Origin of the sequence: Bacillus mycoides (assembly GCF_001757995.1) — a bacterium.
Taxonomy (GTDB): Bacteria; Bacillota; Bacilli; order Bacillales; family Bacillaceae_G; genus Bacillus_A; species Bacillus_A mycoides_B.
In genome coordinates this window covers 1-16,081 of sequence record NZ_LXLV01000031.1, presented here as the reverse complement: position 1 = coordinate 16,081, position 16,081 = coordinate 1, and the positions used below count along the sequence as shown (strand labels likewise).

Genomic DNA, 16,081 nt, shown 5'->3' with positions numbered 1-16,081 from the left:
ATAGGGTGATAAAATTGACCACTAAATTAATAAAGATTTTTTGCATATTTTTCTTACTATATTTTCAATCTGCCTCAATTATTATGGCGAAATCTCAAACCGATATAATAAGTAAATTCAAACACGCTTTACTTAAAAATGATAAAAAATTAATACAGTCATATGTAACAGAAGGGATTAAACTACCTACTTTCCCAAAAGATAAACCTATTCATGAAATTAAAGTAGTACCATCTCCAAAAGAGGACACTACAATTCTTATTTCTTATTTCAAAGACACTGATGATGTAAGTACTATCGGTTTCATTTTAGAAATAGTAACAAAAAATAAGAAAATATCTCAAATTAATCAAATTTATGATGGAACTAATCCGTTTATGAAAGAAGCTACTATTGTAAAAGAATATGAATTGAAGGTTAAACGGCATATACTAACACCTACAAAATTCCCATTCGAAATTCAGCAATTTCACGGTTACATCTATAGCAATAACTTGGAACTTCGTTACTATAATGATGATATTAATGGGATTTTTAAAATCACTGTTTCACCAGTTCAATATAAATTAAATCAATATGTACATAAAGGTACTCAGTTCTATTATTTAAAAAATAATAGAACTGCATTATATAATCCTCATTTTGATTTAGCATATGAGCTTATATTTCAGAAAGACGGCTTTCAATATAAAATCGCAATTGGTAACAAACTATATATAAAAGGAAAATACAATGCTCAGGATTTGATTCAAATCGCAGAATCTATGAATTGAAAAGCCTAGCTTTCCGGCATAGGAAAGCTAGGCTTTTTATTATTTTATATAGTACACATTTTTTTTGAACAGGTACTTTCCTATTTCTTATGGAAATATACAAGTAAGAAAAAATAATAAATTGATTATTTTCTCACTTTTTTGTCCACCCTTTTAAAAAATCTATGTTTTTATAAAAGGAGTGTTTATATGGAGAAACAGACCCTTTGGAAAAAATTCAAAAAAAGCTCAGTAAACCTCGGTAAATCCAGCGTATATGAAAGTATTATTTTATTTTACACAATGAAAAAGAAAGAGTTACCTACTAAAGCGAAACTCATTATATTAGCCGCTTTATCCTATTACGTATTAACAATCGATTTCATTCCAGATATAGCTGCTATTATTGGGATTGGCTTATTAGATGATGTTTTAGCAATCGCTGTGGCGCATAAATATGTTATGCGACATGCTGATGCTGAAATTAGAGAAAAGAGTAAAATAAAAATGGAGTCATTATTTACTTCAGCACAAGCATAATAAAAAAGGAGCTAAGATGATTCCCCTTAGCTCTTCTTTCATAAAACTAATTTACCCCTTAAAATCCCGATTGATACAATTAATAATCAGTGGGGCATTTTCACTTTATTATAAATATCATTTCACTTCATTAGCTACAAAAAAGTGCTCACATACACTTGATATACGTTGCAAGTCTACGTTTCCTCCAGATATAACCGCTACTACTTTTTTCCCTTTAATATATTGATCAACTTTCCCTGCAAGCAGAGCAGCAGTAGCTAATGCGCCTGCACCTTCCACAACAGCTTTTCCACGTTGTAATAAATCTTTCATCGCTACTTCCAGCTCTTTTTCTGATACTGTTACAATATCATTTACTAATTCTTGTACAACTTCAAAAGTTAAATCCCCTGGTATTTTAACTGCGCAACCATCCGCTATAGTAGGTGACTCATAATGTTCTACGATTGTCCCTTTATCATAAGATGCCTTCATCCCATGAACATTTTCTGCTTGCACACCAATTATATTGATTGATGGATTAAAAGATTTTAATGCAACAGCAATACCGGAAATAATTCCGCCTCCGCCAATTGGCACAATGACAGTATCAACATCCCACATATCATCAAGGATATCTAATCCAATTGTACCTTGACCGGCCATTACCTCTACATCGTCATATGGATGTAAGTATGTTTCACCTGTTTCTCTTATAATCTCCTCACATTTTGCCTTCGCATCATCAAAAGTTTCACCATATAAAACAACTTCTGATCCATATCCTCTGGTAGCCTCGACTTTCGCTAGAGGTGCAGAAATTGGCATTACGATTTTACTCTTAATACCAAGTAAATGAGCAGATAAAGCAATTCCTTGCGCATGATTACCTGCCGAACATGCAATTACACCTCTCTCTTTTTCTTGCTCTGTAAGCTGCGACATTTTATTAAACGCACCACGGAATTTAAAAGAACCCGTTAATTGCATATTTTCTAACTTCAAATGAATTTCTCCACCAGTTTTACTAGTCAAATAAAAAGATTTCACTAATGGAGTTTTACGAGCATTTCTATCCAGAATTTTTTGAGCTTTTTTAATGTCTGCTATATGTAATGGTAGTTTTCTAGTTATCATACTAACACCTCTTCTAATGATTTATGGATCTACTCCTATTGTCATTCCTCAGTTTTCGTAAGTAATAACTCCTTTATACGCAACCAACTATGCTAAGAAAACATTCATGATATATGTACGCCCTTCTTCAAAACACACATCTGCAAACAATTCAACATCCTCTTCATGTCACGTTCTTTATAGTGATTCAGACATGCAATTTGGATCCAGTTATTCTTTTGTAAATATGCTGATTCATAATGAACAATATATCCTTGTAATGCTAATGCATCGCCTACTACCTTAGAAGAATGCCCTTCGTTTGATTGAATAGTAAGAACAATTTGAGCGGCATGTTCTTTAGGTGAAACTAGCTTTAAACCGATAGTAGTAATAGCTTGTTCAATATAAGCATACGTCTCTTTTATTTTTTTAAATGCCTCTTCATCTTCAAATCTCTTCAATGCTTCTTGCAATGCATAAATTAAATTCCATGAATGGGAGTATGGAATACTATCATTCATTTCATACATACCAATGTCCATATATGCGGGTATTGCTTCGTTTTTCTCTATAATGTGATTATGAAAAACGAAAGATAATCCTGTATATGATTTAATCGCTTTTCCGCTTACACCACTTGCAAAATATACATCCTTCAAATTTATTCGTATTGCTCCAATTGAGCTTATACAATCTACACATAGTTTCATTTGATACTTTTTACAAAGAGTGTTTAGTTCTTCTAAATTATTTAACATTCCAGTTGATGTTTCATGGTGAACAAACCAAAGCCATTCATAATCTCCAGTTAACATTATTTTTTCTAATTCTGTATAAATAAACGGCTCTGCCATTTCTTTTTTATACGTATCAAAATTTAAATGTGCACGTTTTGCCTGCTCAATTAATCTATTACCGAACTCCCCATTCGCTAAAACTAGTCCTTTACCTTTTAATGAACGTAACTGTAAAGCAATTGCATCATTCGCTAACGTCCCTGTTCCTAACATAAGTTGTACACGTTTTGCTTTCGTTATTTGAAGTAATCGTTTTTTTACATTTTCCATCGTCACTTGAAATGACTTAGAGCGATGGGAAATAGGCTTAGTAGAAAATGCCTTTTGGACATTCTCTTCGATATCTACCGGGCCAGGTAAAAACGTATATTCTTTCGTCATAATCCCCCCAACACTCGACTCTTCAAACTTAGCGGGTGTAACATACATTGGCTGAAAAGTTGCTGCTTCTGTACCAACTAACGTATGGAAAGGTTTGAATCCCATTTGCTCATATAGAGGAAGCTCACGTGTTGTGGCTGAAATGAGTGCCAATTCATATCCATTTAGAAGCAAATAACGATGTAAAAAGCGAATTAAGCCTAACAGCGCTCTTCCATTTCGATATTCACTTTCTACTGAGAGTAAACGAATTTCATATACTTTTTCACCATGTTCTTGTAAATAAAAATCTAAATTTGAGATTTTATAATCTATTGAGAATGGTCGTTTTCCCCGCACCGCGACCATACCTACTAATTTCTCACCATCTAAACAAATTAAATATGTATTTTCTTCATGAAATCGATCTATACGAAAACGTTCTTTCGTTTCTTCATGCTGCGGAATCTCTTCTACAAATGTTTTATAGTTCAATTTATGTATACTTTCAAATTCCCAAGTTTGATCAGCAACTTTATAAATTAACCCCATGTCCTATCCCCTTTATCTCTCTAATTATCGCTCACTATCTATTTAAAAAATATAATAAGTGGAGATTACTCCACTTATTAAAAGTTCACTTTATTCTCGATTTACATATAGAATAAGTAGAATAATAAGTACACTTAAAATCGTCGTAACACTAGAGTAAGAATAAAAAATCATGCAAATTGGTAAACAAGCGATTGTAATTAACCCTGGCTTAGTAAATCCTTTAAATATTACATAAAATACAATAAAAATACCTATTAGAGTAAGCGCTATCAAATAATCGAATACGATTAATCCTCCAATAAATGTTGAAATACCTTTTCCGCCCTTGCCTTTAAACAAAATTGGATAAATATGTCCAATGATAACAGCCAATAATGCCAGCATTACGAATGTAGCATCTTCAAAAAGGTATTTTGCTATATAAACTACAATTGCACCTTTGATCGCATCACCTATAAATGTAGCGACAAAATACCCTTTTCCATATACTCGCCCCATATTTCTTGCACCAGGATTTCCGCTTCCTTCATCACGAATATCAACGTTATGTCTCCATTTTGTTACTATATAAGCGGTCAATATGTTTCCAAACAAATAAGAAGCCAATACATACAACAACTGCATACTATTAATCATGTAATCATTCACTTTCTACATGGGAATACTTATACAATATTCAATTACTATGCACATTGTACTTTTCTGACTCTACATCCCTTTATATATTTTAACATCATATTTTTACAAATCATACAAAAAATCTCATTCAGCTATTTGTACTTTAATATTTCCTTCATCAAATAATATGTTCTTTTCGCTGCCATTTCTGATTGTGATACAAATGGAACTTCTCCCATACAATTTTTTAAATTATCAACTTCCTCAAATTCACAAAAAACCGCCTAAAAGCCGAAACATTCAACTTTTAGGCGGTTTTTTCTATTTATTCTTAAACTTCTCTGTCGCTGCTCTCATCTTCACATTCAAATCATGATCAATGGAGTCGCGAATATCACGCTCTACTACTTCCATTTCTTTTTGGAAATTTTGCAAGTAAACTTTTAACTCTTCTTCTTTTTCAGGACGTTGCGACGGTGGTAATTGTACCACTAGCGATAACATCGCTGTTAAGTCTTTCATTAAGAACGTTTCTAGTTTATGCTGTTGTTCAAACATACGTTGTTCTTGATAGTACGGAAGTGCATTTAATACTGAAATTGTAATTTCATCAACCGTTCTTTGTAAGGAAGGATTAATGGATCGTTTGTATGCTTGAATTGTATTCAACGCATCTGGATATCGATCGTAAAAATACAATTTATAAAAAGATAAATCTGTCGGTTTAACAGTTTGTTGTGTTTCTTGTCTCAAGAAATCTTTCACTTTCATCGTTGCAACATCGATATCTTCATTTGTAAGCTTTTTCGTTGTTTTTGCCATCACATGCACTTTTTTCTGCTTTTCTTTCGGTAACATAGAGAATACTTGCTCTCTCGTACGTTGGCCTGAAGCACAGAAAAGAGTGTTTAATGTATTTTGTTCTTTCTTCCCTTCAGTACGAATCCAGCGATAAAAAAGTGGATGCTGCGTAAATTCTTGTAAAAACGGCGTCGATTTGTTCGATAACTTTTCTAAAGAATCTTGCGCTCTCTTATATGGTTTCGTCCATGAAAAATAAAGTTTACGTCCAAAATATACAACTAAAACAACGACAGTAAATGCTATTAAAAGCAATGTACCTAATAGTAATAATACTGTTTGAATGAAACTCATTTTTTCACCTCCTCTAATGATCTGTTATTTCCTTGGACGCTGAATGAGTTTCTGCTTCATCTCATCATTAAATGTGTCAAGTTCAATTACAAACTTCTTACTTGACTCGATAATACGTTCTGATGATTTCTCAGATGCTTCAATCGCAGCGAATACATTTTGGAATGATTCACGCAATTTATCCATGCTAATTGCAGGATTTTCTAGGAGTTTTGTTGTTTCTTCTGTATTTTGTTTTAATGCTTGAGAGTTACTTAATACCATTGATTCAATCGCTTCATTTGTCGCATTTACTGCATCAATTGTTTTACGTTGATTTGTTAACGCTAACTGGATTGCAGCTGAAACCGTTACAACATTTTGTGTCATCGTAATCGCATTACGAATTGCTTCTGTTAGCTTTTCATTATTTTTCTTAATAATATCTACAGATGCGATAGATTGTAATAATACACTTTTTGCTTGTTGCATATTACGAGTACGCACAAGTATCTTTTCTAATGCATCATTTATTAAGGGAATATCCCTTTGACGTTCTGGATTTTGTTTCTCAGCTTCAAGCATACCAGCAAGTTTTCTCCCTAAGTATACTTGTTTATCAAGAGCATGAATTTTATCATGCGATTGCTCTTTTAACATTTCAAGACCAACCGTATCCTCTTGCAAGTTATCACGGCCAATGAGAAGTGATCTTATAATCTCCTCGATTTGCTTATCTATAGATTGATATTTATGCACGTAATTTTCAAGCGGATTTTTCTTAAACACTTTAAACATAAGTTTCTTCATACCAGTTGCTTTTAATGAGTTTGGATCAAGTTCAGATACCACTTTTCGCAACTCTAACAATGTATTTGGAATTTCTTCATTTTTCCCATTCATCATCGCTGTTACAGGACGTTTTAATGCTGATAGCGTTTGTCCTGCCGCTTGCTGCTCTTTATCTCCTAAGTCTCCAAGCTGCGACAATACTTTTGACAAATCTGTATTTTGCTCGCTATTTAACTTTTGTACATAAAGATCTGCTTCTTTATTCAGTTCTTCAAGTTCTGCATCTTTTATTACTGTATCAACTACTACTTCTACATTATTATCTTTCACAATCGATACAGGTTCTTTTTTCTCGAGTTCAGTCAACAAAATCGCTCCTTTATTTATATGTGCGAATTTATGTGCACTATATTTCATCTAATATATCGTATTTCATATACATTTTGCTTGCTTGAAATCGATTTTTCAAGAAATACCTGCTTATGCAGTCATTCCCTGTTTCATAGTATAAGTATACCTGTTCTCGTCATTATTTTCCTCAGACTTAAGACCTAGAGAGTAACATGCTGAAGGCGGATTCTTTACGAATTACCACTGAATATTAAATTGAAGTCCCATTTAGTTATCCTCTTAAATTTATATAATGCTCTATCTTTTGACATATGCTATCTTTCAATGTGATAATTACATTAAGCCCACTTCTAATTATTCTTCCGCGCAACAAATGCTCCCTTTTGAAAAGCTAATAACACCGTTTCAAACGTATCATCTTCTTCAATCATCTTTATAAATTCTGCTAATTCCTCCGCATGAGAAGTTGCATTATCAATAACAAGAAAACCTTTTGGCTCTAAAATACGTTTTATATGTTCCCACCACCACATATATTGCGTCCGCTCTGAATCTAGGAAAATAAAATCAAATGAACGATTTACTTGTGCATCTAAAAACGCTCCTGCCTCTTGATTGTGAACATCAATTCGATGTGTAAGATTTACCTTCCCAAAATTTTCAAGAGCTTCTCCAACTCGTTCTGAAGAAATTTCTACAGTTGTAACATTTCCATTTGTTTCTTCTACCGCATTTGCTAACCACAATGTAGAATAGCCATTTGAGGTTCCAATTTCTAAAAGGTTTTTGGCATTACAACCTTTTACTAAAATTGATAAAAATTGTCCCATCTCACGAGAAATATTCCGTAATTTTTCTTCCCGCGTTTTTTTATGTCGATCATGCTCTTCTCCATATTGTTCAAGTTGAGATAGTAATGAATCTAAAGTATCCATTTTTTTCATCGCCTTTCAAAAGCAATATGATGAATAAGCTCTTGCTGCCCGTCTACTTTTTATTATATGCGAAACAAAAACCTTTTTCCCGTTATATGACAAAGATTTATAATTTTTTATAGCATATTGTTTCGTTTTTTGGTAAAGTTAATTTCTACGTGCAATTATTCCATTCATATTATTTCACATTAAAATTGCAGTTATAAAATAATATAAACCCCATTTAAATGAATCGGTATTTCTAATTCAAACAAGCGCCCTTTTCGGACGCATTTTCTTTTGTTTATATATTTCTGTGAGAAAGGATGCTTACACATGAACGTGATTAATTTAGATGCTGCTAGAAGACGTAAACAGCATAAAAAACTAATGATAACTATACCGATTATTAAACGCATTTATGAAGAAGACGGGGAAATTAAATTCGAGGTAGCTGGCGAAAAAGATGTACCTCTTGAAATGTTAGAAAAGTAATAAAATAAAGACGCATTTCTGTGAAATGCGTCTTTATTTTATATTTCCACATTTAAATGCATAAGTTTTTCAGGATTAACCATCATATAAATGTTTGAAATTTTCTCATCCTCAAATGCAAATGAAAGTACATAAGTTACTTTGTTATTTATTGTAACTATAACACCTGGTGCACCATTTACCATTTTAAAATCAACACTGTACTCTTCTGTCAATTGTTTTGCAATTCCAAAGAACAAACGTATAATTTTATCCGCAGAATAAATCGGATTAATAGCAGTTGTAACTTTACCGCCACCATCTGCTTTGAATATCGCATCTGTTTTTAATACCTCTAACATACCTTGTGCATCTCCACTTTGTAATGATGCAACAAACTTTTCAACATAAGTGGCCATTTGCTTCGTACTTAATTTGGATTTCTTTGGCTTATCTACTATACTCTTTCGCGCACGCTGAAATATCTTCCGGCAATTCACACTACTTTTACCAACTATTGATGCTATCTCTTCATAATCATAACTAAAAACTTCTCTTAATATGAATACAATCCTTTCTACTTCAGATAACTGTTGTAAAAGTAAAAGGTATGCTGTAGAAAGAGATTCTTTCATTACGTATGAATCTGATGGGTTATCATTTTCTTCCACAAGTGGCTCTGGTAACCACATTCCAACATATACATTCCGCTTATGTGCCGCAGAACGTAATTTATCAATTGAACGATTAGTAACCATTTTACATAAATACGCTTTTATATTTTCATCAGACTGAATATCATCCTTATTATTTAATGAAATGAATACATCATGGACAATATCTTCAGCGTCCATTACACTCCCAAGGATTCGATAAGCTAGAGAAAACAATAAAGATTTATGCGCTTCATACAATTGCTCCGTTTCCACGATGAGCCCCTCTTTCAAATTTCTTTAAGATGTGCAGTGCGGCCCGCTTCCCGCTTGCAACTGCTGCATCAGCTAATAATTCATCATGCCCAGCCCAATCTCCTGCTACGTATATACTTGGCATTTCAGGAATTACAGGCCCCGGAATTTCTCCTCGGCCAATATGCGGGAAATCATGAACAACAGTTATTTTAGGTAAATATTGCTTTACAACAACTTCTCGTTCCCAATTAGGATGTAAGAGCTCCATCGTTTTCTCTAACTGTTCTTTATCGTAATTGATCCTATTCATCTCTTCCATAGGATTATGATACTTAATCAAACTTACAACTATCGATCCATCCTCACTTAATTTAGCTGATCTCGATTGGTTCGTAAAAAATACAGGTTGATCTAATCCTAATGCAAATTGATGTACTGGATTAGGTAATTGTCTCAAACCAATATCTAATGCTGCTGCTGTCACTTGTAATGATTGTTCACTCCATATGTGCAAACTGGTTTTTTCTGCACCTTTTATTATTTTACACGCTTCTTTCGGTGGAATCGTCACGATAACAGTATCCGTTTCGAATATATCATCATCTAAACAACGTATTTTTTGTATATCTTCACAATGTTCTACTTCAAAAACATGTTTATTTGCTAAAAATTGAACACCAACATTTATAGCTATATCTCTTAATTTTGTTATTATCGTCTCCCAACCACCATCTACATAAAATACTCCTTCTTTCATAGAACGCTGTATTTGCTTTAATACAGACGATGCTAATTGGATGGTAGGAGTATATGTGTATGTCGTAGTTCGGCATAACGCATAAAACATATTTCGTACCATAGTATCCTGTATTTCTTTTTCTGCCCATACAGAAAGACTCATTCTTGGAATCGTATTAATATCCAATTTCCCTAAATGAATCATAAGGCGAGAAAATTGTATTTTAGCTGACCATGAAAGTAACGACGTTGATAAAATGGAGCGAAAATCAGTTGGGATTGTATATACGTCACCTTTCCATATCCCGTGTGCCTTCGTGGACGGTATTCCTCCCGTAAGATTCATACCAAGCTCGTTAAATGTTAAAAATGCTTCTCCTCCGCGGTATAAAGCGTGTGCTCCAAGATTCATATAGATGCCATTTTTATTTATTGTCATCGCTCTGCCACCAAAACGGCTAGATTTTTCTAATACAACAACTTTTCTTCCTTCTTTCGCTAAATATATAGATGCTGTTAAGCCAGCAAGCCCGCCGCCTACAATTGCTACATCAAAATTTTTCATAATAAAATCCCTCCTTAATCGTTCTACATACAAGACGAACGATTAAGGAGGGATGTGACATTCCGTTACATATAATTTATTTCTTTTAACCACTTTATTGCAGAATCAACTGTCAAACAATGGCTTAAAACTAATTTATATTCTATAAAGTGTTGGTGAACACTTTTATAACTTCTCTCAACTGTTAATATCAACAGTTTGATATACAAACATTTTTCAAATTAGTAACAGTTACAACTTCCACAAATGAACTTATTTACATAATAATATTATTTTCTGTTTTCTAATCACTTAAATGCTGGTACCAAATTTCACTTTCTTCCTCACTCATTTCTCCTATTATTGATGAAAAATCTATTTTTCTACTAAAAGAATCTTTTAGCATATTAAATTGAGCAAACGAACCTATAAATGTTTCTAATGAGTTAGAGCAACAAACCTTTTCAAGATTTTCAATTGCTGCTCCATCTAATTCTAATTCCTTTAATCCTTTCAATTGCCCTAATACAGTTCCATTTTTCACATTTGTATCTTTTAACTTTATATTTTGTAGTGCTGTATTATCTTTAAAACAATTAAAATTATCAATAATACTATTTTCAAATTCAATTGTTATTAATTTATTTAAGTTTTGTAAAACGAGTAAATCTACTTCATTGACATTTTCTAAACCTAAAATACGTAAATGCTTTAAAGCATCTACTTTTGAAATCGCATAGAGTTGCTCACGATTTGAAATATGTACAGAAAGTGATTCTAACTTCCGAAACTGCGGTAGTAACGAAAAATCTTTAATTTCCGTATTTGAAATATCCAATTTTTTTAATGATGGTATATCTACAAGTGCCGATAGATTATTTACACTCGTCTTCTTAATATTCATTTCTTCTAAGTACTGCAAATGTACTATTGGCGTTAAATCTTGAACTGGATTATTAACTAAATATAACTTTTTTAAAGAAGTCATCCGTTTTAATCCATTAATATCTTTAATTTCATTTCCAGTTAAAATTAGCTCTCTTACTTCGGTACACATCTGTAATGGACTAACATCTACTAACTCATTTCCACCTAAATATAATCTTTTCTCTCTAATAAATTTACTTGCACGTTCAAAAGAACCCACGATGTTTTTCCATTTCCCATCTAAACCATCATACCAATCTTTAACATTTTTTTCAGATTGAAATATAAAATTAGGGTGTAAGACAGGTAATTCAATATTAAATAATACGTCTAAAAAATGTATATTATCGCTAGCACCATAACTCCAATATAAATAATCTTCCTCTCGATGAATGGTGAAATTTTCATCTTTTAGTGTTTGTAAAATAAATAATAAAAAATCTGAAATTCGATTTGCAATTACATATTTTACTTCTTCATCTCGTCCAAAATTAATAACTTGTCCTATTTTCCCCTTTTTATCCGGATCAACGTCTATTGCAATATTATTCCCGCCAGCGTCATTACTAATTGGTATCCATTTTTTATTTGCATATTTTTCTTTAATATAATTCGTCGGTATAGAATATGCATCAAAATCAAATGGTTCTCCATCTTCAACCTTTTTCCATATTCTCCACTCATCTAAAACTTCATCTAACGAGAGAAATGGCAAACCAAAAAATAATCCTGGTCCAGATTTAACCTCACCGTTATGTGCGAGATAAAGCATACGTAATTCATCTGGAAACGAAATTCCCATTTCACTTTCGACATATTTAATTTCTTCTATTGTTGCAGGTGCATTCAAAAAAGGTTTAAAGTGATTTTTCAATTCAACTTCTAACTCTTTTAAAATAGTTTTATTCATTCCCCACACTCCCCTTGTATTCCAAAATAAAAAAAGCACTATCAATTACATTAATTGTAATTAAAGGCACTTTTTTTCGCAACCAAACTAAATTTATAATTTCATCGTAGTCCAATCATACTAACTTTTATTTTTAACAAACTAAAACCATCAGCTCCTTCACATTTCAATAACTAGACTCATACCCTAATTTCAGATTGCAATACAACATAAGAAAGGCGGGTAATACAATTGACTTCCAATATCGACTACACATCCCCATCAACCAATTTCACTCATGATTTAAGTAAAAGTAATTTTTTTAAGAAAGATGCCCAAAATTATATAAACGTACTTGGTATAAAACAATTAAATATTTTAGAAAATACTTCTTTACTAGATATTTATTTAAGTAAAGGAAATGTTGTAGAACCACATATTCATCAAGATGCAGCTGAACTCGTTTACTGTATTTCAGGATCCGCTGTCGTTTCTTTACTTAATCCGTTTACAAATCAAATTTTAAATTTACCTATAAAACCAGGGCAAGTTGCTAATATCCCACAAGCTTGGTGGCATTATGAAATCGCCACAACAGATAATACACATTTATTAGCCATTTTTGATGCCCCAACTCCTGAAGTTATTTTTGGATCTGATATTTTAAGATTAACTCCATCAAACATTATGGCCCATACTTACTGTCTCGATGAACAACAATGGAAACAAGCCATTTCTCCAATTCAATCTACTACAGTAATTGGTCCACCAGCAAACTGTAATCAAAACCGCGGAAACATAAATCCACCAAATCAGCCCCCTAATCAACAACAAAATTTATATTACCAAGATTCATATTATTTCCCTCCATATTGGGGCTATTAACTCCAGTTATTTCTAGCAAAGAAAATTATTCATCTCCTTGGAAAATACCTTGGAGATTTTTGTATTGTATAGTATATCCCCATTACATATTCTCAAACGTAACAATTAGTAGAGTACAAACATATACTATTTATATATTTAATTGGAGGTGATGATACTATGAGTAATTATAGCAACTATCGAAAAAACTATTCTAATAACAAAAATAGTAGCTCTTCAACATCCTCTCAATCTTCCAATTCACAATCGCAAAAAGATTTATCTCAACAAGGTTATGTAAAGAAAAAAGGATGTAATTGTAATAAAAATAAATAAGATCTTTCTGTACAAAGTTCTATTACTATGAAAATAATATTTATTACTTTCTTTAGAAAAATTTGTTTTCCTTTTCGTTTGGCTGTGGAGAAAGTCTTCTCCACAGCCTGTTTTTGTGTCTGAATCTCTTTTTCCGTGTCAAAACTGATAAAAAAGAAAAAGGAGAGGATTTTTATGATGGGTGCATTCAAAAATCATCGCGATGAACGTGTATCAGTTTCTGTAGAAGAGTTAGTTCCGCAAGACCATTTTCTTCGTACGATTGAAGCAACAATTAGTTTTGATTTTATTGAAGAAAAACTACGTCCTTATTACTGTGAAAATAATGGTCGTCCTTCTATTCATCCTATCGTTCTATTTAAGATGATGTTTATCGGATATTTTTATGGTATTCGCTCGGAACGTCAGCTAGAAAAAGAAATCAAAACAAATATCGCTTACCGTTGTTTTTTAGGATTTTCCCTATCAGATACGATTCCAGATCATTCTACAATCAGTTGGAATCGCCGTACTCGTTTCATCCATACAACTATTTTTGAAGAAATCTTTGATGAAATTGTGAGTCAAGCGACGGAGCACCGTATGGTGGGAGAATGCGCATTGATGACAGATTCTACACACATTAAGGCTAATGCCAATAAAAATAAATTTGTACATAAATATAAAAAAGAAAAGCCAAAGTTTTATATAGATGAACTAGAAGCTGCGGTTATTGAAGATCGTGAGCTACATGGAAAAAAGAATTAAAACCTAGAAAGGAAAGTGATACCCCTACTAAAAAAACTCGTATAAGTACAACTGATCCAGATAGTGGATTTTTAATGAGGGATGGAAAACCGAACGGTTTTCATTTCTTAGATCATCGTACGACTGATGCGAAGTACAATATTATTACAGATACCTATATAACGGCTGGAAATATGGCAGATTCCGAGCCGTATTTAGCACGCCTACAAGCTCAAATTGATAAATTTGGATTCAAAGTTGAAGCTGTAGCTCTTGATGCAGGCTATTTTACAGGTTATATCTGTAAGAAACTATCAGAACAGAATATATTTATGGTGATGGGGTATCGCCGATTTGGAAAACGAAATCAAGAAGTACAAAAAAATAAATTTAAATATAAAACAGAAATAAATGTATTTGCTTGTCCAATGAGATGTATTTTAGAATATGCGACAACGGATCGCGAAGGATATCGTCAATACAAATCGAATCCAGAAGACTGCGCTGTGTGCCCACTACGTAAGGATTGCTTTTCATAGAAACAAAAACAAAAAGTTATCACTCATCATATGTGGGAGAAATATAAAGATATCGCTAGAAAAAACAATCTAACAGCTACAGGGAAAAGACTGTATAAAGTACGCTGTTCGACTATAGAGCGAAGCTTTGCGGACGCCAAAGAACTACATGGCTATCGATATGCTCGATTTCGTGGGCTGAAGTATGTCCAAATGCAGGCATATCTCACAGCAGCCTGTCAAAACATGAAAAAAATAGCCCTTCACCTGAGCAAAAAGGGTCAAGTGAAGGGCTATTTTCTTGGTTTCTATCATTTATTATTGTTTTTATTTAATAAAATTTAAAAGATGTCAGAGTGTTGGAAACCCTAAAGGGTTTCTCAACACTCTGACAAGGAATACTCTTCAAAAAGAGTATTCCTTTTGTCTATGCTCAAATTTCAAGTTACGACGTTTAGAATAAATTAATTGAATGTTATACCTGCACTTGCAAATCCTGTAACAACAGCAGCTAAAGTTGTATCCTCTGTAAATAGAGAAACTACAAGTAATATTTTTTCTTGTGCAGCTACAGCGATTGCTTGTGGTTCAAGTCCAGTCACAGTACCTCCAACAACAATTGTAGTAAATGCTGGCGTTAATAGTAACGGCGTTCCTACTGGAAGAAAAGTATTACTTGCTGCTAATGCTTTGTACACTCGCATTTCAACTTGCACGGGGCTGCCCAATCCAGGGAGAGCGATTCCTATCGTTGCACTTAAGAATCCAGCTAATGAAGTTATTGTACCAGCACGAGGTGCGACGAATGCAAAGTCAATAACTGCGGGATTTGCTAAGATTATTGAAGCACCACCTACGTTTACATTAGGGAACGAGCTTCCAAAACCTAGAAGCGCGCCTGTATTTGCCAAACCACCTGCAACAGTTGCTAATGCAACTGGTATTCCTGAAGCATATGGAATGATAGCTCCGCCACCTGTTGCTCCTGTTGAACCAGTTGAACCTGTCGCTCCTGTTGCTCCTGTTGCTCCCGTCGTTCCTGTTCCTACTCCTGTTGCTCCTGTTGCTCCTGTTGCTCCTGTTGCTCCTGTTGCTCCCGTTGCTCCTGTTGCTCCCGTCGTTCCTGTTCCTACTCCTGTCGCTCCTGTTGCTCCTGTTGCTCCTGTTGCTCCTATTGCTCCTGTTGCTCCTGTTGCTCCTGTTGCTCCTGTTGCTCCTGTTCCTGGAGTAACACTCATTC

The 16,081-nt window shown here is 33.4% G+C and carries 14 protein-coding genes and 1 pseudogene; 5 read left to right on the top strand and 10 right to left on the bottom strand.

Annotation, left to right across the window (positions count from 1 at the left end; translation table 11 throughout):
• The first annotated feature begins 14 nt into the window (after positions 1-14).
• Positions 15-773, top strand: a complete 759-nt coding sequence (locus BWGOE10_RS11915; protein WP_070142716.1) for a hypothetical protein — start codon at positions 15-17, stop codon at positions 771-773.
• 189 nt (positions 774-962) lie between these two features.
• On the top strand, positions 963-1,292 hold the full coding sequence (locus BWGOE10_RS11910; RefSeq protein WP_002109937.1) for a YkvA family protein: 330 nt from the start codon (positions 963-965) through the stop codon (positions 1,290-1,292).
• 117 nt (positions 1,293-1,409) lie between these two features.
• On the opposite strand, the gene tdcB is transcribed toward BWGOE10_RS11910, so the two are convergent.
• From tdcB to BWGOE10_RS11880, 6 genes are all read right to left on the bottom strand, one after another.
• Positions 1,410-2,411 carry a bifunctional threonine ammonia-lyase/L-serine ammonia-lyase TdcB gene (tdcB, locus tag BWGOE10_RS11905; protein ID WP_070142715.1) on the bottom strand — a complete coding sequence of 334 codons (1,002 nt, stop codon included), beginning with the start codon at positions 2,409-2,411 and terminating at the stop codon, positions 1,410-1,412.
• Between the two features lie 104 nt (positions 2,412-2,515).
• On the bottom strand, positions 2,516-4,102 hold the full coding sequence (locus BWGOE10_RS11900; protein WP_070142713.1) for an aminotransferase class V-fold PLP-dependent enzyme: 1,587 nt from the start codon (positions 4,100-4,102) through the stop codon (positions 2,516-2,518).
• A gap of 90 nt (positions 4,103-4,192) precedes the next feature.
• Positions 4,193-4,741 carry a glycerol-3-phosphate 1-O-acyltransferase PlsY gene (plsY, locus tag BWGOE10_RS11895; protein ID WP_070142711.1) on the bottom strand — a complete coding sequence of 183 codons (549 nt, stop codon included), beginning with the start codon at positions 4,739-4,741 and terminating at the stop codon, positions 4,193-4,195.
• Positions 4,742-5,044: 303 nt separating this feature from the next.
• Entirely contained in the window at positions 5,045-5,878 is an 834-nt protein-coding gene (locus BWGOE10_RS11890) for a DUF3974 domain-containing protein (RefSeq protein WP_070142709.1), read from the bottom strand.
• A 24-nt stretch (positions 5,879-5,902) separates the two neighbouring features.
• On the bottom strand, positions 5,903-7,015 hold the full coding sequence (locus tag BWGOE10_RS11885; RefSeq protein ID WP_070142708.1) for a toxic anion resistance protein: 1,113 nt from the start codon (positions 7,013-7,015) through the stop codon (positions 5,903-5,905).
• A 335-nt stretch (positions 7,016-7,350) separates the two neighbouring features.
• Entirely contained in the window at positions 7,351-7,944 is a 594-nt protein-coding gene (locus BWGOE10_RS11880; RefSeq protein ID WP_070142706.1) for an O-methyltransferase, read from the bottom strand.
• A 306-nt stretch (positions 7,945-8,250) separates the two neighbouring features.
• On the opposite strand from BWGOE10_RS11880, the gene BWGOE10_RS32850 reads away from it, so the two are divergent.
• On the top strand, positions 8,251-8,409 hold the full coding sequence (locus BWGOE10_RS32850) for a hypothetical protein (protein ID WP_002085567.1): 159 nt from the start codon (positions 8,251-8,253) through the stop codon (positions 8,407-8,409).
• 38 nt (positions 8,410-8,447) lie between these two features.
• Here BWGOE10_RS32850 and BWGOE10_RS11875 read toward each other — a convergent pair whose 3' ends face one another.
• The 3 genes from BWGOE10_RS11875 to BWGOE10_RS11865 all read right to left on the bottom strand — a co-directional run bounded on the left by BWGOE10_RS11875 (position 8,448) and on the right by BWGOE10_RS11865 (position 12,418).
• Positions 8,448-9,317, bottom strand: a complete 870-nt coding sequence (locus BWGOE10_RS11875; protein WP_070142704.1) for a sigma-70 family RNA polymerase sigma factor — start codon at positions 9,315-9,317, stop codon at positions 8,448-8,450.
• The gene (locus BWGOE10_RS11870) at positions 9,295-10,602 is read right to left on the bottom strand and encodes a phytoene desaturase family protein (RefSeq protein ID WP_070142702.1); all 1,308 of its coding nucleotides are present in this window, start codon (positions 10,600-10,602) and stop codon (positions 9,295-9,297) included. Before BWGOE10_RS11870 ends, BWGOE10_RS11875 begins: the two co-directional genes overlap by 23 nt.
• Positions 10,603-10,885: 283 nt before the next feature.
• Positions 10,886-12,418: an SMI1/KNR4 family protein gene (locus BWGOE10_RS11865; protein WP_070142700.1), complete on the bottom strand. Its 1,533-nt coding sequence runs from the start codon at positions 12,416-12,418 to the stop codon at positions 10,886-10,888.
• A 231-nt stretch (positions 12,419-12,649) separates the two neighbouring features.
• Between BWGOE10_RS11865 and BWGOE10_RS11860 the strand changes: the two genes are divergently transcribed.
• Both BWGOE10_RS11860 and BWGOE10_RS29930 read left to right on the top strand, forming a co-directional pair.
• A complete protein-coding gene (locus BWGOE10_RS11860) occupies positions 12,650-13,282 on the top strand; it encodes a cupin domain-containing protein (protein ID WP_070142697.1) in 633 nt (210 codons plus the stop codon).
• Between the two features lie 489 nt (positions 13,283-13,771).
• Positions 13,772-15,186 (top strand): annotated as a pseudogene (locus BWGOE10_RS29930) (IS1182 family transposase).
• Positions 15,187-15,305: 119 nt separating this feature from the next.
• Here the strand turns inward: BWGOE10_RS29930 and BWGOE10_RS11845 are convergent.
• Positions 15,306-16,081 (bottom strand): exosporium glycoprotein BclB-related protein (locus tag BWGOE10_RS11845; protein WP_081340017.1); only part of this gene is annotated, 776 nt, incomplete at its 5' end.